The sequence below is a fragment of the Methylocystis sp. Se48 genome, from assembly GCF_056269425.1.
In genome coordinates, this window is sequence record NZ_CM149850.1 from 3,424,407 (window position 1) to 3,442,890 (window position 18,484).

An 18,484-nucleotide genomic window follows, 5' to 3' on the forward strand; every position below is an offset into this window, starting at 1 on the left:
GCCGCGCCGCTCAGGCGGGCGTCCTGAGCGCCGTCCGCTCCCCGAGGGAGCCGGGCCGCGAGGCCGAGACGAACGCCTCGAAAGCGGCGAGCGGCATCGGCGGGGCCACGGCGTCCCCCATGGCCTCCGCGCATCCAAGCTCCCGGAGCCTTTGCAATTGTGCGGTCGTCTTGATTCCCCTCGCGACGACGCCGACGCCCAGCTCCCTCGCCATCTGGGCCAATCCGCCGACGATCGCGGCGCAATCCTTGCGGGCGGACGCGTCGTGGACGAGCGGGCCGTCGACGACGATCCGGTCGAGCGGCGGCCGCCTGAGAGATCTGAGCGCGGAATCGCAACCGAAGCCGTCGAGCGCAACGCCAAAGCCCGCACGCGACAGAGCCAGCACCGCCGCCTCCAGCGGCGCGCTGAGGGCCCGTTCCGCGACCAGGATCTCAATGCGCCCCGGCGACGCCGTCGCCCCGGCGACGGCGTCGAGCAGGCTTTCGCAGAAATCCGCCCGGCGGAGCTGCTTGGTCGACACGCGGACGGCGACGCGCAGGCGCGACGGCAGACGCCCCGCCGCGAGGGCGGCCTGTTCGAGCGTCCATTTCCCGATCTCGTGAGCGAGGCCGAGCCGCTCGGCGAGCGCCATGAACTGGCGCGGCGCGAGTTCTCCCCGGTTCGGATGCGCCCAGCGAAGCAACGCCTCGCAGCCGGCGATCTCGCCGTTCTCCAGATTTGCGACCGGCTGGAACAAGAGTTCGAACTGGCCCAGCGCCAACGCGCGCCGCAGATCCTGCTCGAACGCCTTGTCGTCCGGCCCGGCGGCGTCCCGCGCGTCGCCAAACAGGCTCCAGCCGCCGCCACGCTGTTTGGACTGATAGAGCGCGACGTCCGCGCATTTGAACAGTTCGCGCTGATCGACCGTGTCGCGGCCCGCCATCGCCCCGCCGACGCTCGCCGCGCCCTTGACGGCGCGGCCTTCGAGCAGGAACGGCTCGTCGTAGCAGGAAACGATCCGCTCCGAGAGCACCTCCGCGGCGTCCTGGGTCACGACATCCGACGCGATGACGGCGAATTCGTCGCCGCCAAGGCGGGCGATGAAATCCGAGGTGCGCAAAGAGGCGCGCATGCGCCGCGCCGCCTGCGACAGCAGCTCGTCGCCCGCCGGATGGCCGTAGCGATCGTTGATCGTCTTGAAATTGTCGATGTCGATGCACAGAAGGAGGAAACCGCCCCCATAGCGGCGCACGCGCGCGATCTCGCGTTCGAGCGCGTCCGTGAAGGCGAGACGGTTGGCGAGCCCGGTGAGCGGATCGGTCCGCGCCTCCCGCTCGACCCCGATCTGGGTCAGCACGCGGTCCCTGAAACTCGCCGCCTCCATAAAGACGTTGCGCAACAGCACGGCGGCGTAGACGCCAAGGACAAAAGCGATACGCGACAGATCCGAGTCGCCGCTGCTCAAAAGCGTCGCCACCGCGGCCAACGTGATGAGGCCAGCGAACAACGTTGCCGCGAGCGGCGCGCGAGAAAGCGCGAAAGCGCCGCCGAACAACATGCCGGCGGTGAGCGAAATGACCATGAGCCGCGCGCCGGGACTCGCATCGAGGAAGAACAGCGGCGGCACGGCGCCCCAAAGCCCGCCGAGGATCAGAGCGTTTAACAGCGCCCGCCGGCAAACGCTCGTCGGTTCGAGCGCCTCCCGGCGGACGCCGCCGTCGCGCCGCCGCGCGCGCAGAAAGATGTAGCCCGACACGCACAGAACCGCGCTGGCCCACAGAAGGACGCGCGGGGCGAGCGGCGTATCGATCAGCGTCGCGACGAGAACCAGCGCGTTGCAGACATTGGCCGCCATCATGGCGGGCGTGTTCCGGCGGACGGCGACGAACTGCTCCTGCTGCAATCGCGCGGCGGTCTGGGGATCGGCGGGATAGGCGAACGCGTCCTTAAGCCGCTTCACGCGAGACCAGATGGCCGGCAAGTGCGCGTCAAACATAGGGGCAACCTCCGAACGCTTCGGCGGCCTCCGTCCCTACCGGCTCGCGCCTGCGCCACGCTGACCATGTGGGGAAGAAGGCGCGCCCGGCCCTTGCGCCCGAGGAAACGCCGCGGTAAGCGCGAAAGCGGGGCATCCAGCGGGCGAGACGATGTCGGTCCTGAAGATTTATGCGCGCGTCCTCGGCCAGTTGCGCCCCCAGGCGCGGCTGTCGGTCATTCTGGCTTTCGCCAATCTGTCGCTCGCCATCGCGCAATTCGCCGAACCTCTTCTCTTCGGGCGCATCATCGACCGCATGACTCAGGCCCAGGCGCCGGACCAGACCCTAAGCTGGGGCGACCTTCTGCCGCTGCTCTCGGCCTGGGCGGGCTTCGGCCTGTTCTCGATCGGCGGCGCGATCCTTGTCGGCCTCAACGCCGACCGGCTCGCGCATCGCCGACGCCTTGCCGTCATGTCCGATTATTTCGAGCATGTTCTTAATCTTCCCCTCACGTTTCACGCCAGCGCGCATTCCGGGCGGCTGCTGAAGACCATGCTCGACGGCTCGTCGGCCATGTTCGGCCTGTGGCTGTCCTTTTTTCGGGAAAATTGCGCCTCCTTCGTCGCGCTGTTCATTCTTCTGCCGGCGACGCTGTTTCTCAACTGGCGGCTCGGCGGGTTGCTGATCCTCCTTGTCGCCGTCTTCTATCTCGCGACCAGTTTCGTGCTGAGGCGCACGGAAAACTTGCAGGGCGAGGTCGAGCGCTTCAATTCCTCGCTCGCCGAACACGCCTCCGACACGCTTGGGAATATTCCTGTCGTTCAAAGCTTTACCCGCATCGAGAGCGAGTCCCGCGCGCTCAACCGCATCATCGACGACCTGCTCGCGGCGCAAATGCCGGTGCTCTCCTGGTGGGCCCTCGTCGCTGTCGCGAGCCGCGCCTCGGCGACGCTGACGATCCTCTCGATCTTCCTGCTCGGAACCTGGCTGCATCTGAAGGGGATGGCGAGCGTTGGCGAAATCGTCACCTTTACGAATTTCGCAACCATGCTCATCGGCCGCCTCGAACAGGTCGTCGGCTTCGTTAACGTCCTCTTTCAGCAGTCCGCCAAGATCGGCGAATTTTTCGCGGTTCTGGACACGCAGCCGGCGGTGGCCGACCGGCCCGGCGCGCGCGACGCGGGGCGTCTCGCCGGCGCGGTCGCCTTCGAGAATGTGACCTTCTCCTACGACGGGCGCCGCAAGGCCGTGAAAAACGTCAGTTTCACAGCGAAGCCCGGCCAGACCGTCGCGCTCGTGGGCGCCACGGGATCGGGCAAGTCGACGACGCTCGGCCTTCTGCATCGCGTCTTCGACCCGGACGAAGGCGCGGTGAAGATCGACGGCGCCGACATTCGCGACTTCACGCTGGCGTCGCTGAGGCGCAACATTGGCGTCGTCTTTCAGGAACCGATGCTCTTCGCCCGCACGATCGAGGAGAATTTGCGCATCGGGAACCCGGATGCGACGGAGGAAGAGATCCGGCGCGCGCTGGAGCTGGCGCAGGCCTCCGATTTCGTCTCGCGCCAGAGCGACGGGCGGGAGACCCGCATCGGCGAGCGCGGCCGCTCGCTCTCGGGCGGCGAGCGCCAGCGCCTCTCCATCGCGCGCGCGCTTCTGAAGAACCCGCCGATCCTCGTCTTCGACGAGGCGACCTCTGCGCTGGACGCGACGACCGAGCGCCAGATCCAGAAGGCGCTGGACGCCGCAACCAGGGGGCGCACGACGTTCGTCATCGCCCACCGCCTCGCCACCGTGCGCAACGCCGACGTCATTCTCGTCTTCGATCAGGGCGAGATCGTCGAGATGGGCTCCTTCGAGGCGCTCGTGGAAAAAGGCGGCCGCTTCGCCGCGCTCGCCGCCGCGCAATTCATGGCCGAGCCGCCCCAGCCGACGGCGAGGCTGGAAGGGTTGCACGAGGCGACGGCGCCGCAGGCGAGGGCGGGGTAGCGACGCCGTCGACTCATCCGCGTCGCCGCCATCCACCCGCAAGCGCAAAGCGCCGCGCCCCTATCGGAGCGCGGCCCAAGGTTGCGAAAAGCGGATCTCTTACCGGATCACATAGGGCAGCAGGCCCAGGAAGCGGGCGCGCTTGATGGCCTGGGCCAGTTCACGCTGCTTCTTGGCCGAAACGGCCGTGATGCGTGAGGGCACGATCTTGCCGCGCTCCGAGATGTAGCGCGAGAGCAGGCGCGTGTCCTTGTAGTCGATCTTCGGCGCATTGGCGCCGGAGAAGGGGCAGGACTTGCGGCGACGGAAGAAAGGACGGCGGGGCGCGGCGCTCATTCGGCTTCTCCTTCAGCGCGGCCTTCTTCACGACGGGGGCGGCGCTCGCCGCGATCGCCGCGCGGGCCGCCGGGTCCGCGGCGCTCGCCGCGTTCGTCGTCGTCGCGCTTGCGCAGCTGCGCGGACGGGCCTTCCTCCAGCGCCTCGACGCGGATCGTCAGGACCCGGAGAATGTCTTCGTTGATGCTCTGCTGACGCTCAAGCTCGGCGATGGCCGCCGGCGGCGCGTCGATGTTCATGAGCGTGAAATGCGCCTTCCGGTTCTTCTTGATCCGATAGGCGAGCGATTTGACGCCCCAATATTCGGTCTTCGCCACCGTGCCGCCGAGAGACGCGACGACGTTCTTGAACTGGCCGGTCAGGGCTTCCACCTGCTGGGGAGAAATGTCCTGACGGGCGAGATAGACATGCTCGTAAAGAGCCATGAGCTTCGCCTTTCCTTTGCCGCGAGCCGCTCCGGCGCCAAGCCCTTCGAGCGCTTCTGGGGAAGAATCCCGGGAAAGGCTCGAGAGGAAGTGAGTTCGAAGGCGGAGACACGGGAAGGCGGGGCGGGCCCCTCGCCTGTCGGCAAGACAAGCGCTTCCGTTCAGCCCCCGGCCGGGAACGTCGCGATGCGCGCCTTATACGCGGCTTTCGTCAGGATGCAAGGGCGCAAGGCCGCCGCGACGCGACCGATGCGGCGAGCAGGGCAAAAATCTTAGCAATTTCGTCGAATTATCCTCTAGCGCGGGCCGGACGCCGGTTCGGGGCGGCGCGTTCTGGAGGGAGGGGTCGGCGATGAGTTTTCGCGTTCCAACGCTGTCAAGCAAGCTGCGCGCGGCGCTTTTTTTCGCACTCCTCGCGATCGTCGCGGCGAGCCCCGCCCGGGCGCAGGCGGCCGAAGCGGACAACGCCACCATCGCGGATCCGTCGCTGGTGCGGGTGCTGGTCGTCAACCTCAACGCCTCCACGCTCCATGTCGCCTTTACCACGCAGTCGCACCAGCCCGGGCCGATCCGCTGGTCGGCCGCCTGTCCCGTGCGAAACCACCAGATCGCGCTCGCGCCGGGACAGCGTTGCGAAGGCCTCGCGCCCATATCGGCGGGCGTGTCGCGATTCTGCGCCTCGGACGCTCCGGAACGCGCCGGCAGGACGCCCGACTGTTTCGAGGCGCAGCGCCACAACCAGACGATGATCGAGACCAATTTCGCGAGCGGGGCCGGCTGCTATCCCGCGACCCAGTCGAGCTGCGTCTGGTACGACGTCAGCGTCATTCCCCAGACCTGCACGAATTGCGACTGGGCGGCGGATAACTGCAAGGACGCCGGCGGCGTCTCCTACAACGTGCCTGTCCAGCTGGCCTGCGCCGACGCGCCGACCTTCACTTGCCGCGGCCCCGTCGGCCCCATCGGCGCGCACGGCGCCCGTTACCCGACCCGCTGCGGGGCGGTTTTCAACGAGCCGACTTGCGCTGGCGGGCCGCAGAGCTGCCTGCAGGCCTATTTCTTCCCCATGTTCACCTCGGGCGCCTGCAAATATCCGACGAGCAAGCCGCAGCCCAACGCCCAGTGCATGCAGGGCAAGACGCTCGTCATCCGTCTGCTCGACGGCCCATGACGGACGGGCCGCCCGCGCCCATTCTTGTCGCAGGCGCCGGGCGGGGCTATGGTCCCGCCACAAATCGCCCGAAGGGGAGCGGCATGAATCGCAGACTGGCGTTGTTTTTCGGGCTCGCGGGGCTGACGCTGATTCTCTCCGCCTGCGACAAATGCGGCGGCTTCGAGGAAATTCGCGCGCCCGGCCAGCCGCACGCCTGCCGGGACGCCGCCGCGCGCTGATCCGGGAAACCGCCAGCCGGAGCCTCGAGTGTCCACGGCAGATTCGCTCCTCGAAAAGAAACGCCGCGGCGAGAAGATCGTCGTCGTGACCGCCTATGACGCGCCGACGGCGCGCGTCGAAGCCGAGGCGGGCGTCGACGTCATTCTCGTCGGCGACAGCGTGGGCGTGAACGTTCTCGGTTACGCCCACGAGCGCGAGGTGACGCTCGCCGACATGGCGCATCACATCGCCGCCGCGCGCCGCGGCGCGCCGGGCGTCTATCTCATCGGCGACCTGCCCTATGCGACCTACGACACGCCCGAGATGGCGTGCGCGAGCGCGCGCGTCCTGCGGGACGCCGGCGCCGATTGCGTCAAATTCGAGGGCGCGCAGCCCGACGCGGTCGCGGCGCTCGTCGCGGAAGGCTTCGACGTCTGCGGACATTTGGGGCTCGAATCCCAGCATCAGGACGTCAAGCGCCGGCAGGGCAAAACGGCGCAGGCGGCCTTCAGGCTTTACGAAGACGCGCTGGCCGCCGACGCCGCAGGCCAGAAGCTCCTCGTGCTCGAACTCGTGCCGCAGGAAGTCGCCGCCCGCATCACGCGCGCGGTGAGGGCCGCCACCATCGGCATCGGCGCGGGGCCGGACACCGACGGGCAGGTGCTCGTCGTCAACGATCTCGCCGGGATCACGGCGCGCGACTTCAAGCACAACCGGCGCTACGGGCGCGTCGCAGATGCGCTGCGGGAGGCCGTCGGCGCCTATGCGGCCGAGGTCCGCGCCGGCGCCTTTCCGGCGGCCGAACACGCTTTCCACATGGCCGAAGAGGAACGCGCGGCCTTCGAAAATCTCGTGCGAAACCGACGCTGACGGAAGCGCTCCGCAACGGGCGCGCCGGCGGCTGCGGGCGCCCCGCTCTTTCGCTCGCCGTAGACGCCTGCGGCGGCGCGGTGTTTCCCGCTGCGGCAAAAGTCTATATGTGGGCGCAACCTCTCGCCCCAGGCGAAACGACCCTCCCGCGGAACAGGCGCAGAATGACCCCCTCCCTCGAGACGCCCGTCGGCCTTCTCATCGTCAACCTCGGCACGCCCGACGCGCCGGACGTCGCCTCCGTGCGCCGCTATCTCGCGCAATTCCTCTCGGACCCCCGCGTCGTCGACCTGCCGCGCTTCATCTGGCTGCCGATCCTCTATGGAATCGTGCTCAACACGCGGCCGAAGAAATCCGCGCACGCCTATGATTCGATCTGGAATCACGAGATCGGGGAAGGACCGCTCAAGACGATTACGCGCGGGCAGGCGGAAAAGCTTGCCGCGTGGGCGGGCGCGCTCGGCGGCAAGGCGCCGGTCCTCGTCGATTACGCGCTGCGCTACGGATCTCCCTCGATCGCTGCGCAGATTAACATGCTCATGGCGAAGGGCTGCGAGCGGATCGTTCTGCTGCCGCTCTATCCGCAATACGCCGCCTCGACCAGCGCCTCCGTCGCCGACGACGCTTTCGCCGCGCTGAAGCGCATGCGCAAGCAGCCGGCCCTGCGCATCGGCGCGCCCTATTACGACGACCCGGCCTATATCTCCGCGCTCGCGGCGAGCGTGAGGCGCGAACTCGCCGCGCTCGATTTCGAGCCGGAAGTCGTCGTCGCCTCCTTCCACGGCCTGCCGCAGGCGCAGGTCGATCGCGGCGATCCCTATCGCCAGCACTGCGAGGAGACGTGGCGGCTTTTGCGCGAGGCGCTCGGCATGTCGCCCGAGAAATTGCGCCTCTCCTTTCAGTCCCGCTTCGGGCCGGCGCAGTGGATCGGCCCCTACACGAGCGACGTGGTGGAGGAGCTCGCGGGCTCGGGCGTCAAGCGCCTCGCGATCGTCGCGCCGGGCTTTTCGGCCGATTGCCTCGAAACCATTGAGGAGCTCGGCGCCGAAATCCGCGACCTCTTTCTCGAGAAGGGCGGCGAGAAATTCGCGCGCCTGCCCTGCCTCAACGACAGCGCGGAGGGCATGGCGCTCATCGAGTCGCTGGCGCGGCGCGAGATCGCCGGCTGGGTTTGAGCCTCCTTGCCCGCGCCGCAATTTGCGGGTTCCATGGGGTCATGACGTCCTTGCGTAACGCACTCTGCTCCGCCCTCCTGCTTCTCGCCGGCGCGGCGATGGCGCAGGAGGCGCCCGTGACCGGCGGACAGGCCATCGGCGGCCTGTTCGACGCGCTGGGCCTGCGCAAGCAGCCGCCCCCCGCCCCGGATTTCGTCGTGAACTCCCGCCGCGAGGGGCTGGATTACGCGCCGCTCGTCCCGGCTCCCGAAAAGAGCCGGAAAAGAACCCCCGCAGAGATGCAGGCCCTCGGCGCCGAGCTCGACCGCGCCATCGCGGCGAACAGGCGCCGCGCGGCTAGGGTGAAGATTCCCGATTGACGGCGCCGCGCGCAATTTGGCGAAGCGCGCGCGAACCGCTAGAATCCTGGCCTTCCTGAATCGGAACTGGTCGAGCAATGTCGGATTTCTATCGCATCAAGCGCCTGCCCCCCTACGTTTTCGAGCAGGTGAACCGCCTGAAGGCCAAAGCCCGCGCGGCGGGCGCCGACATCATCGACCTGGGCATGGGCAACCCGGACCTGCCCGCGCCCAAGCATGTCGTCGACAAGCTGATCGAAACCGCCGGCAAGCCGCGCACCGACCGCTATTCCGCCTCCAAGGGCATCGCGGGGCTGCGCCGGGCGCAGGCCGGCTATTACGGCCGCCGCTTCGGCGTGAAACTCGACCCCGAGACGCAGGTTGTCGCGACGCTCGGCTCCAAGGAAGGCTTCGCCAATATGGCGCAGGCGATCACCGCGCCGGGCGACGTGGTGCTCGTCCCCAACCCCTCCTATCCGATCCACGCCTTCGGCTTCCTGATGGCGGGCGGCGTCATCCGCTCCGTGCCCTCCGCCCCGACGCCAGCCTATTTCTCGGCGCTGGAGCGGGCGATGATCCATTCGATCCCCAAGCCCATCGCGGTCGTCGTCTGCTACCCGTCCAATCCGACGGCCGAAGTCGCCTCGCTCGACTTCTACAAGGATCTCGTCGCCTTCGCGAAGAAGCACGACATTTTCATTCTTTCCGATCTCGCCTACGCCGAAGTCTTCTTCGACGACAAGGTTCCGCCGCCCTCCGTCCTGCAGGTGCCCGGCGCGATGGACGTGACGGTCGAATTCACCTCCATGTCCAAGACCTTCTCCATGGCCGGCTGGCGCATGGGCTTCGCGGTCGGCAACGAGCGGCTCTGCGCGGCGCTGGCGCGCGTGAAGAGCTATCTCGACTACGGCGCCTTCACGCCGATTCAGGTCGCGGCCGCCGCCGCGCTCAACGGCCCGGACGACTGCGTCCGCGAAATGCGCGCGATCTACAAGAAGCGCCGCGACGTGATGGTGGAGAGCTTCGCGCAGGCGGGCTGGCCGATCCCGGCGCCCGAAGCCTCCATGTTCGCCTGGGCGCCCGCGCCCGAGCGCTTCCGCAACATGTCGACGCTCGAATTCTCGAAGCTCCTCATCGAGAAGGCCGACGTGGCGGTGGCGCCCGGCGAAGGCTTCGGCGAGCATGGCGAGGGCTTCGTGCGTCTCGCGCTCGTCGAGAACGAGCAGCGCATCCGGCAAGCGGCCCGCAATCTGCGCCGTTTCTTCGATTCGGCGGAGCAGCAGCTGCACAATGTCGTGCCGCTGGCGGCGCGGGGGTGAGCGCTACCCCTGCCCGCTGATGCGCTCGATCTGCGCGCCGCAGCCGGAGAGCTTCTTCTCCAGACGCTCGAAGCCGCGGTCGAGGTGATAGACGCGGTTGATCGTCGTTTCTCCGCGCGCGGCGAGCGCCGCGATGACGAGGGAGACGGAGGCGCGAAGGTCCGTCGCCATCACGGGCGCGCCGTCGAGGTGGTCGGAGCCCGTCACGATCGCCGTGTCGCCCTCGAGCTTGATGTGGGCGCCGAGGCGGGCAAGCTCCTGGACATGCATGAAGCGGTTCTCGAAGATCGTCTCGCGAATGCGCGAGACGCCCTTGGCCCGCGTCATCAGCGCCATGAACTGCGCCTGAAGGTCGGTGGGGAAAGCCGGGAAGGGCGCAGTCTCCACGTCGACCGGCGAAATGCCGGCTCCGTTGCGGTAGATGCGAAGACCCTCGTTGGTCTCCGCGACCGTCGCGCCGGCCTGCTCCAGCGCGTCGAGCGCGGCCTGCAGACTGTCGGCGCGGGCGCCGGAAAGCAGCACGTCGCCGCCCGTCATCGCCACGGCCATGGCGTAAGTGCCGGCCTCGATGCGGTCCGGCATGACGGCGTGGCGCGCGCCGGTGAGCGACGTCACGCCCTCGATTTCGATGGTGGAGGTGCCCGCGCCGGAAATCCGCGCGCCCATCTTGGTCAGACAATCGGCGAGATCGACGATTTCGGGTTCGCGCGCGGCGTTGCGGATCACCGTCGTTCCCCGCGCGAGCGTCGCCGCCATCAGGGCCGTATGCGTGCCGCCGACGGTGACCTTCTCGAAATCGATCTCGCCGCCGACGAGTCCGTCTTTCGCGGAGCCGACGACATAGCCGTTCTCGATCTCGATCTTCGCGCCTAGCCTTTCGAGCGCCGTCAGAAGAAGATCAACCGGCCGCGTGCCGATGGCGCAGCCGCCGGGCAGCGACACGCGGCATTCGCCCATGCGGGCCAGCAGCGGCGCGAAGACCCAGAAGCTCGCGCGCATGCGCGAAACCAGCTCATAGGGAGCCGTCGTGTCGACGATTTCCCGCGCGGTGAAATGCACCGTGCGGCCGGCGTTCTCGGAATCGCCCTTACGCTTGCCGGAGATGGTGAAATCGACGCCGTGATTGCCGAGGATCCGTTCGAGCTGCGTCACATCCGCGAGCAGCGGCATGTTTTCGAGCGTCAGCGTTTCCCTGGTGAGGAGCGAGGCGATCATCAGCGGCAGGGCGGCGTTCTTGGCGCCGGAAATGGGGATGACGCCGTTGAGCGGTCCGCCGCCGACGACTCTGATCTTGTCCATTATCCCTCGCTCTCGCTTTTCTGCGCGGCGGCCCGCACCGCCCGCTCCCGGGCCTTGCGGCGCGCGAGATTGGCGCGCAACGCGGCGGAAAGCGCCGCGGCGTTCTTTTTGCCTGCGGCCTTGCCGTCAGGTTTCACGCCCGATTCGGCCCCTTTTGGGGCGGCGGGGGCGGATTCCGCGCCTTCTTCCGTCATCGTATCGTCGATCCTGCGGGAAAACGGGCGTTTCCTAGGCCTTCGCGGCAGGAGTGGCAAGCGCGCCCGCCCGATCAGAGCGCCTTCGCCACGAGCGTCGCGTTGACGCCCCCGAAGGCGAAGGAATTGGAGAGCGCGACGCGGATCGGCATCTTGCGCGCTTCGTTTGGAATGGCGTCGACAGGGCATTTCGGATCGGGCTCGACGAAATTGATCGTCGGCGGCGCGATCTGGTCGCGCAGGGCGGCGATGGTCACAGCGAGCTCCAGCCCGCCGGAGGCGCCGAGCGCATGGCCGTGGATCGGCTTGGTCGAGGAGACCGGCGGCGGCCTGTCGCCGAAGACCGCGCGCATCGCCTCGGATTCCGTGATGTCGTTGGCGTAGGTCGCCGTGCCGTGGGCGTTCAGATAATCGACGTCGCCAGGCGCGAGCCCGGCGCTCTCGAGCGCCATGCGCATGCAGCGCGCCGGACCCTCGACGTCGGCGCGCAGCGGATCGAAGGCGTCGCTCGTCGTGCCATAGCCCGCGAGTTCGCATAGCGGCGTCGCGCCGCGCGCCTGCGCGGCCTCCAGCGTCTCCAGAACGAAGACCGCCGCGCCCTCGCCCAGTGTCATGCCGTTGCGCTTCGCGGAGAAGGGCCGGCAGAGGTCGGGGGTAAGAACGCGCAGCGCCTCCCAGGCGCGCATTGAGCCGTTGATCACGCAGGCCTCCGCGCCGCCGGCCACCGCGCGGTCGGCGCGGCCCGCGCGCAGCATCTCGAAAGCCTCGCCGATCGCCTGCGTCGCCGAGGAACAAGCGGAGGCGAGCGCGAAGGTCGGCCCCTTCGCGCCGTAGCGCATGCCGAGCGTCGTCGGCGCGGCGCTGGGGATGAGGCGCGGCACGGCGAGCGTGTCCGGTCGGCCGCCCCCTGCATATTCCGCATAGGACGTGTCGTCGATCGTCGTGGCGCCGCCGATGCCGGTGCCGATGAGGACCGCCGTGCGCGGCCCGCCGATCTCCTTGCGCGCAAAGCCCGCCTGCGCCAGCGCCTCGTCGGCCGCGACGATCGAGAATTGCGTGAAGCGGTCGCAATAAGGGAGCAGTTCCGCCTCGATATGGGCCGAGGGATCGAAGTCCGGAACCTGCGCGGCGATCTTGATGCGTCCGGGATAAGGGCGCGCGAGCGTCAGCGGCCGGATGCAGGAAACGCCGTTTTTCGCCGCAGCCCACAGCGCCGCCGCGCCGACGCCCGCCGCGGAGACCGCGCCCATGCCCGTGATGACGACCCTGCGGCGCGAAACATCTGTCGCCATAACGACCTGCTCTCCATTGCCAAAGCTGTGCGGCGGGGCGCGATTCGCCCGTTCTTTCCGATTGCCTGACGCAAGCAACGCCGACGCGCAACCTTTGCAGGCGCGAGGACTATAGAGACGCCCACCTTCTCTGTGAAATGCGGCGCCGCGTCGCGAGGCGGCCGCCTTCGCAAGGCGCCCGCCTTGCCTCTCACGGCGCCCTCCCCTATAAGCTTCGCCCGGCGCCTGCGTTTCCGACACCCCTGGAGGCGAGCGGCGCTTTTTCTTTTTCTAAAAGGACACCGACAATGGCCGAGATGAAGACGCTCGCGGCCACGGTGCGCAGCGGGACCGGCAAGGGGGCCGCCCGCAGCGTTCGCCGTGAGGGCCGCATTCCAGCAGTAGTATATGGCGGCGGCGAAGCGCCCCTGCCGATTTCGCTCGACAAGAAAGTGACGACCCAGCTGATCTTCGCGGGCCACTTCCTCACGACGATCTTCGAGCTCGACATCGACGGCAAGAAGGAGCGCGCCATTCCGCGCGACTACCAGCTCGACGTCGTGCGCGACTTCCCGATCCACGTCGACTTCCTGCGCCTGAAGCCGGGCTCTTTCCTCAAGGTGAACGTGCCCGTGCACTTCATCAATCAGGAACAGGCTCCGGGCATCAAGAAGGGCGGCGCGCTCAACATCGTCTACCACACGATCGAGATGAAAGTGCCTGCCGACAACATTCCCGAGGCGGTGACCGCCGACCTCGCGGGCATGGACTTCAACGATTCGCTGCACATCTCGCAGATCCCGCTGCCCGAGGGCTGCCGGCCGACCAATCCGGACAAGAATTTCACCGTCGCGAGCCTCAACCCCCCGGCTGGCGGCGGCGGCGAGGAAGCGTCCGCGGCCGCCGCGGCGGCGCCCCCCGCCAAGGGCGGAAAGAAGTAAGCGCGACGCCGCTTCCTGTGTTAATGGCCGGGCTCTCCCGGCCATTTTCTTTTCGGATCCATCCATGCTGCTCTTCGTCGGCCTCGGCAATCCGGGGCGGCAATACGCAAAGAACCGCCACAACATCGGCTTCATGGCGATTGAGGCCATCGCGCGCCGCCACGGTTTCGGCCCGGCCCGCGCGCGCTTCCAGGGCCTTGCGAGCGAAGGGGCCGTCTCGGGCGAGAAAGTCCTGCTGCTCCTGCCGCAGACATACATGAACGAAAGCGGCCGGTCGGTCGGCGAGGCCGCGCGTTTCCACAAAATCCCCGTGGGGGACATCGTCGTTTTCCACGACGAACTCGATCTCGCCCCCGCCAAATGCCGGATCAAGGTCGGGGGCGGCGTCGCCGGGCACAACGGCCTGCGCTCCATCACCGCCCATGTCGGCAACGACTACAAGCGCGTGCGCATGGGCATCGGCCATCCGGGCGATAAATCCCTCGTGCACGGCTATGTGCTGAACGATTTCGCCAAGAGCGAGGAGCCGTGGGTGGCGGCGCTCTGCGACGCCATAGCCGACAACGCCGCGCTGCTCGCGAAGGGCGACGACGCCGGGCTGCAGAACAAGCTGCATCTCGCAATGGAGGCGCAAGGCTTCGGCCAGGTCAAACGGGTCGGCGAAAAATGAGGGCGGCCGCGGTCGCGCTCCTCGCCGCCCTTCCCATCTGTCCCGCCGCCGCCGGCGATCCGTCGGGCGAAGCCGGCGACGCCCCTGCCGCCGCCTATGGCGCGGCGCATCCCGACTGCCGCGCCTGGTCGGACGCCTGCATCGTCTGCCAGAAACAGGACGGCGAGGATCCCGCCTGCTCGACGGCTGGGATCGCCTGCGCGCCGGCGGCGCCCAAATGCCTCGAGCCGCCGGAAGCTGCGCCGCAGGGCCAATAAACTCGGGATGGAAGGCCGCTTCAAGACGGGTTCCGCGCCCGGACCGTATCGGGAAATGCGTCGCTCGGGAGGGAGCGCCGCGTCTCCCCTCTCGGCGGCGAGCGGGTCGCTTTCCCGCGGGAGCCGCGAACCGCCCCTTTCACAAAACGCCGTCTGCCCCTATATTCGATTTGCCGGTTCGCGCCGGCTATGGCGATAAACGAACATCGTAATAAACCATCCGGACCCGGGGGCGGTACCCGGCGCCTCCACCAGAGCCCGTAAGCGCGGGCTGCGGCGGGGGCGAAACAGGATCGACGGGGGCGTAAAGGGTGCTTTTTCGCTCGGCATGATACCGCCGTTATCGGGTCAAACCTTATAGTTGCCAACGACAACTATGCTCCGGTGGCCGTCGCTGCGTAATGCAGCGCTGGTACTGGGATCAAAGCCCTAGGGGTTAGCACTTCTAGGCGGGGCCCGGAGGCGCCTGGCAACAGAAGCCTCCACTTCTCACTTTCGCGCTGCGTCCGCGAGGATGTCGGAGCGCGGGGCAGAAAGATGGCGACCGACCTTATTCGTTACGATCTTCTCGTGCAGGACGCCATGCGCGGCGTCGTGCGCAAGGTGCTGGGGGACGTCGCCGCGAGCGGCTATCTGCCCGGAGACCATCATTTCACCATCAGCTTCCGCACCGACGCGCCGGGCGTGGCGATTTCGCGCCGCCTCGCGGAACAATGGCCGCGCGAGCTGACGATCATTCTTCAGCATCAATATTCGAATCTCGAGGTCGACGACGAAGGCTTCGGCGTCACTCTCTCCTTCCGCTCGATCCCAGAGCACCTTTACATCCCCTTCGCGGCGATCACCGGCTTCTACGATCCGTCCGTCGAGTTCGGCCTGCGCTTCGAGACCGCCGAGATCGACGAGGAGGAAGAGGAGACCGAAGAGGAAGAGACGCCGCCTGCGCGTCCGGCCTTGCGCGCGGTGGACGAAAAGCCGGAACCTCAGCCGGCGCCCGCCAAAACGGAAAAGGCGGCGAAACCCGCGCCGGAAAAGGCGAAAAAGCCGGAACCTACGCCGGCGCCCGAAGCGGCCGAGGGCGAAGGCGCGGCCAAGGTCGTCTCGATCGACGCCTTTCGCAAAAAGACCTGATGGGCGACGGCGGATGGGCGAAGTCGTCAATCTTCGCCGCGCCCGCAAGGGGCGCGATCGGCGCGAGAAGGAGGCGGCGGCGCAGGCGAACCGCATCGCCTACGGCCGCACAAAGGTCGAACGCGGACTGACCGAGGCGCAGAAGCGGCTCGACGCCGCGAAGCTCGATGCGCATAAGCGCGAGACGCCGGAAGAGCCCGAGTGAACGACGCGCCTTCATCCATCCGCGTCGTCAAACATTCCATCGTCATCGCCGGCCACCGCACCAGCGTCTCGCTGGAGGAGCCTTTCTGGCGCGCGCTCAAGGAGATCGCGGCGACGGACGGGATCTCGCTCGCCGCGCTCGTGGCGCAGGTGGACGCCCGGCGCGGGGAGGCGAATTTGTCGTCGGCGCTGAGGGTGTTCGCGCTGGAACGGGCGAGCGGCGGAAAATAGCGCGACTCCCACCCTCCCCTTCCAGAGGCGTGCGGGACTCCCCGCATTTGCGCTCTCGCCCGACGCAAATCCGTGATTCCCCTTCCGTTCTCCTATATGCTGGCCAGCGGAATCATGAGGAGCAACCCGTTGTCCAGTTTCGACGATTACGCGCCGCAGGAGGGCGGGCTCGCCGCGCGGGCGGCGGCCGCGGCGCAGCGGCCGCGCTATCTCGACGGGCTGAACCCGGAGCAACGCGCCGCCGTCGAGACGCTCGACGGGCCGGTGCTGGTGCTCGCCGGCGCCGGCACGGGCAAGACGCGCGCGCTCACGACGCGCATCGCGCATATCCTCGCGCTCGGCAAGGCGCGCGCCTATGAAATTCTCGCCGTCACCTTCACCAACAAGGCGGCGCGCGAAATGCGCGAGCGCATCGAGATGCTGGTCGGCGAAGGCGCGCAGGCGATGCAATGGCTCGGCACCTTCCACGCCATCAGCGCCAAGATCCTGCGCCGCCACGCCGAGCTTGTCGGCCTCAAGCCCAATTTCACCATTCTCGACACGGACGACCAGATCCGCCTCTTGAAGCAAGTGCTGCAGGCGGAAAATGTCGACGACAAGCGCTGGCCCGCCCGCGCATTGGCGCAGCGCATCGACGGCTGGAAAAATCGGGGCCTGTTGCCGAACCAAGTGCCCGCAGGCGAAGCGGAGAGCTTCGCAAACGGCAAGGGCGGCGCGCTCTACGCGCTCTATCAGGAGCGCCTAAAAATCCTCAACGCCGTCGATTTCGGCGATCTTCTGCTCGAAACGCTGCGGCTCTTTCGCGAGAACCCCGACGTGCTCGCGGATTATAACCAGCGCTTCAAATACATCCTCGTCGACGAATATCAGGACACCAATGTCGCGCAATATCTGTGGCTGCGCCTGATCTCTCAAGGGCGCCGCAATGTCTGCTGCGTCGGCGACGACGATCAGAGCGTCTATGGTTGGCGCGGCGCGGAAGTCGAAAACATTCTGCGCTTCGAGCAGGACTTTCCCGGCGCGAAGATCGTGCGGCTCGAACGCAACTATCGCTCGACCGGCCACATCCTCGCCGCCGCCTCGCATCTCATCGCGCATAATGAAGGGCGTCTCGGCAAGACGCTGTTCACCGATGGCGAGGACGGCGAAAAGCCGACGCTCACGGGCGTCTGGGACAGCCAGGAGGAAGCGCGCGTCATCGGCGAAGATATCGAGCAATTGCAGCGCAAGGGCCATTCGCTCGAAGAAATCGCCATTCTCGTGCGGGCGTCCTTCCAGATGCGCGAATTCGAGGAGCGTTTCGTCGAGATCGGCCTGCCCTATCGCATCATCGGCGGCCCGCGCTTTTATGAGCGCGCCGAAATCCGCGACGCGCTCGCTTATCTGCGCTGCGTGGCGCAGCCTTCCGACGATCTCGCCTTCGAGCGCATCGTCAATACGCCGAAACGCGGCCTGGGCGACGCGACGGTGCAATTGCTGCATGAATATGCGCGGCGCGAGCGCATTCCGCTGATGCAGGCCGCGCGCGTTCTCACCGAGACGGAGGAGCTGAAGCCGAAGCCGCGCAGCGCTCTGAAGAGCCTCGTCTTCGACTTCGATCGCTGGCGCGCGCTCATCGAATCGAAGCCGCAGCACGAGTTCGCCGAAATGGTGCTCGACGAATCCGGCTACACCCAGATGTGGCGCGACGACAAGACGCCCGAAGCGGCCGGCCGCCTTGAAAACCTCAAGGAACTCGTGCGCGCGATGGAGGAGTTTCCCGATCTTTCCGCCTTCCTCGAACATGTCTCGCTGGTGATGGAGGCGGACGAGTCGAAGGAACAGGAGCGCGTCTCGATCATGACGCTGCATGGCGCGAAGGGCCTCGAATTCGAGACGGTGTTTCTTCCGGGCTGGGAGGAAGGGCTTTTCCCGCATCAGCGCTCGCTCGACGAGCAGGGCCGCGCGGGGCTGGAGGAAGAACGCCGCCTCGCTTATGTCGGCCTCACCCGCGCCAAAAAACGCGCGCGTATTTTCTTCGCGAGCAATCGCCGCATCCGCGGCCTGTGGCAGCCAACCGTTCCCTCGCGCTTCGTGGACAATCTGCCGCCAACGCATGTCGAGGTGGTGGAGGCGCCGAGCGCCTCGCAATATGGCGGCTACGCCGTCTCGCGCTTCGCCAATCTCGACACTTACGGGTCGAGCTACTCCACCCCCGGCTGGAAGCGCGCGCAGGCGGCGAAGAGCGAACCCGCCTCGCGCCCCTCGCGCGCGAAGCAGCCCCTGACCATCGAAGGCCAGGTCATTGCGCGCTCCTCGACCGGCTCGCGCTACGGCGCCGGAACGCGCGTGTTCCACACGAAGTTTGGACCCGGCACGGTGGCGGCCGTGGACGGGAACAAATGCACGGTGGATTTCGACAAGGCCGGGCGGAAGATGGTGCTGGAGAGTTTTTTACAGGCGGGGTGAGACGGCTGTGGAAACCCCCCCTTCTTTTGCATGCCTTCCCCCCGTTATCCACAGCG

At 67.4% G+C, this 18,484-nt stretch carries 20 protein-coding genes and 1 other RNA gene; 15 read left to right on the plus strand and 6 right to left on the minus strand.

The window, feature by feature from the left end; all coding sequences use genetic code 11:
* Positions 1-10 precede the first annotated feature (10 nt).
* Positions 11-1,978 (minus strand): putative bifunctional diguanylate cyclase/phosphodiesterase, encoded by a 1,968-nt coding sequence (locus ACV959_RS16655; protein WP_475737663.1) that lies wholly within the window; start codon positions 1,976-1,978, stop codon positions 11-13.
* A gap of 151 nt (positions 1,979-2,129) precedes the next feature.
* Here ACV959_RS16655 and ACV959_RS16660 point away from each other — a divergent pair, with 151 nt between their 5' ends.
* On the plus strand, positions 2,130-3,947 hold the full coding sequence (locus ACV959_RS16660) for a glucan ABC transporter ATP-binding protein/ permease (RefSeq protein ID WP_475737664.1): 1,818 nt from the start codon (positions 2,130-2,132) through the stop codon (positions 3,945-3,947).
* Between the two features lie 99 nt (positions 3,948-4,046).
* Here ACV959_RS16660 and rpsR read toward each other — a convergent pair whose 3' ends face one another.
* Together rpsR and rpsF are read right to left on the minus strand one after the other, a co-directional pair.
* On the minus strand, positions 4,047-4,283 hold the full coding sequence (gene rpsR / locus ACV959_RS16665) for a 30S ribosomal protein S18 (RefSeq protein WP_457797938.1): 237 nt from the start codon (positions 4,281-4,283) through the stop codon (positions 4,047-4,049).
* Entirely contained in the window at positions 4,280-4,708 is a 429-nt protein-coding gene (rpsF, locus tag ACV959_RS16670) for a 30S ribosomal protein S6 (RefSeq protein WP_475737665.1), read from the minus strand. The genes rpsR and rpsF overlap by 4 nt, the downstream gene beginning before the upstream one ends.
* A 352-nt stretch (positions 4,709-5,060) precedes the next feature.
* On the opposite strand from rpsF, the gene ACV959_RS16675 reads away from it, so the two are divergent.
* From ACV959_RS16675 to ACV959_RS16700, 6 genes are all read left to right on the plus strand, one after another.
* The gene (locus ACV959_RS16675; protein WP_475737666.1) at positions 5,061-5,879 is read left to right on the plus strand and encodes a hypothetical protein; all 819 of its coding nucleotides are present in this window, start codon (positions 5,061-5,063) and stop codon (positions 5,877-5,879) included.
* 83 nt (positions 5,880-5,962) lie between these two features.
* A complete protein-coding gene (locus ACV959_RS16680) occupies positions 5,963-6,100 on the plus strand; it encodes a hypothetical protein (protein WP_475737667.1) in 138 nt (45 codons plus the stop codon).
* A 28-nt stretch (positions 6,101-6,128) separates the two neighbouring features.
* Positions 6,129-6,950: a 3-methyl-2-oxobutanoate hydroxymethyltransferase gene (gene panB, locus ACV959_RS16685; protein ID WP_475737668.1), complete on the plus strand. Its 822-nt coding sequence runs from the start codon at positions 6,129-6,131 to the stop codon at positions 6,948-6,950.
* 164 nt (positions 6,951-7,114) lie between these two features.
* A complete protein-coding gene (gene hemH / locus ACV959_RS16690) occupies positions 7,115-8,125 on the plus strand; it encodes a ferrochelatase (protein ID WP_475737669.1) in 1,011 nt (336 codons plus the stop codon).
* A 50-nt stretch (positions 8,126-8,175) separates the two neighbouring features.
* Positions 8,176-8,484: a hypothetical protein gene (locus tag ACV959_RS16695; RefSeq protein WP_475737670.1), complete on the plus strand. Its 309-nt coding sequence runs from the start codon at positions 8,176-8,178 to the stop codon at positions 8,482-8,484.
* Between the two features lie 77 nt (positions 8,485-8,561).
* The gene (locus ACV959_RS16700; protein WP_475737671.1) at positions 8,562-9,782 is read left to right on the plus strand and encodes an LL-diaminopimelate aminotransferase; all 1,221 of its coding nucleotides are present in this window, start codon (positions 8,562-8,564) and stop codon (positions 9,780-9,782) included.
* Between the two features lie 3 nt (positions 9,783-9,785).
* Here ACV959_RS16700 and murA read toward each other — a convergent pair whose 3' ends face one another.
* The 3 genes from murA to ACV959_RS16715 all read right to left on the minus strand — a co-directional run bounded on the left by murA (position 9,786) and on the right by ACV959_RS16715 (position 12,567).
* Entirely contained in the window at positions 9,786-11,081 is a 1,296-nt protein-coding gene (gene murA, locus ACV959_RS16705; protein ID WP_475737672.1) for a UDP-N-acetylglucosamine 1-carboxyvinyltransferase, read from the minus strand.
* Complete coding sequence (locus ACV959_RS16710; RefSeq protein WP_475737673.1) at positions 11,081-11,275, minus strand: hypothetical protein; 195 nt, start codon at positions 11,273-11,275, stop codon at positions 11,081-11,083. The genes murA and ACV959_RS16710 overlap by 1 nt, the downstream gene beginning before the upstream one ends.
* A 74-nt stretch (positions 11,276-11,349) precedes the next feature.
* Complete coding sequence (locus tag ACV959_RS16715) at positions 11,350-12,567, minus strand: beta-ketoacyl-[acyl-carrier-protein] synthase family protein (RefSeq protein ID WP_475737674.1); 1,218 nt, start codon at positions 12,565-12,567, stop codon at positions 11,350-11,352.
* A gap of 287 nt (positions 12,568-12,854) precedes the next feature.
* Between ACV959_RS16715 and ACV959_RS16720 the strand changes: the two genes are divergently transcribed.
* The 8 genes from ACV959_RS16720 (at position 12,855) to ACV959_RS16755 (ending at position 18,428) form a co-directional block, all read left to right on the plus strand.
* The gene (locus tag ACV959_RS16720; RefSeq protein WP_475737675.1) at positions 12,855-13,487 is read left to right on the plus strand and encodes a 50S ribosomal protein L25/general stress protein Ctc; all 633 of its coding nucleotides are present in this window, start codon (positions 12,855-12,857) and stop codon (positions 13,485-13,487) included.
* 64 nt (positions 13,488-13,551) lie between these two features.
* Positions 13,552-14,157 carry an aminoacyl-tRNA hydrolase gene (gene pth / locus ACV959_RS16725; RefSeq protein ID WP_475737676.1) on the plus strand — a complete coding sequence of 202 codons (606 nt, stop codon included), beginning with the start codon at positions 13,552-13,554 and terminating at the stop codon, positions 14,155-14,157.
* On the plus strand, positions 14,154-14,414 hold the full coding sequence (locus ACV959_RS16730) for a hypothetical protein (RefSeq protein WP_475737677.1): 261 nt from the start codon (positions 14,154-14,156) through the stop codon (positions 14,412-14,414). Before pth ends, ACV959_RS16730 begins: the two co-directional genes overlap by 4 nt.
* 133 nt (positions 14,415-14,547) lie before the next feature.
* Positions 14,548-14,901, plus strand: a transfer-messenger RNA (tmRNA) gene (ssrA, locus tag ACV959_RS16735).
* Between the two features lie 50 nt (positions 14,902-14,951).
* Positions 14,952-15,545, plus strand: coding sequence for an SspB family protein (locus ACV959_RS16740; RefSeq protein WP_475737678.1), 594 nt, complete (start codon positions 14,952-14,954; stop codon positions 15,543-15,545).
* A gap of 13 nt (positions 15,546-15,558) precedes the next feature.
* The gene (locus ACV959_RS16745; protein ID WP_475737679.1) at positions 15,559-15,750 is read left to right on the plus strand and encodes a DUF4169 family protein; all 192 of its coding nucleotides are present in this window, start codon (positions 15,559-15,561) and stop codon (positions 15,748-15,750) included.
* Positions 15,747-15,980, plus strand: coding sequence for a ribbon-helix-helix domain-containing protein (locus ACV959_RS16750; protein ID WP_475737680.1), 234 nt, complete (start codon positions 15,747-15,749; stop codon positions 15,978-15,980). The genes ACV959_RS16745 and ACV959_RS16750 overlap by 4 nt, the downstream gene beginning before the upstream one ends.
* A 114-nt stretch (positions 15,981-16,094) precedes the next feature.
* On the plus strand, positions 16,095-18,428 hold the full coding sequence (locus ACV959_RS16755; protein WP_475737681.1) for an ATP-dependent helicase: 2,334 nt from the start codon (positions 16,095-16,097) through the stop codon (positions 18,426-18,428).
* Positions 18,429-18,484 lie beyond the last annotated feature (56 nt).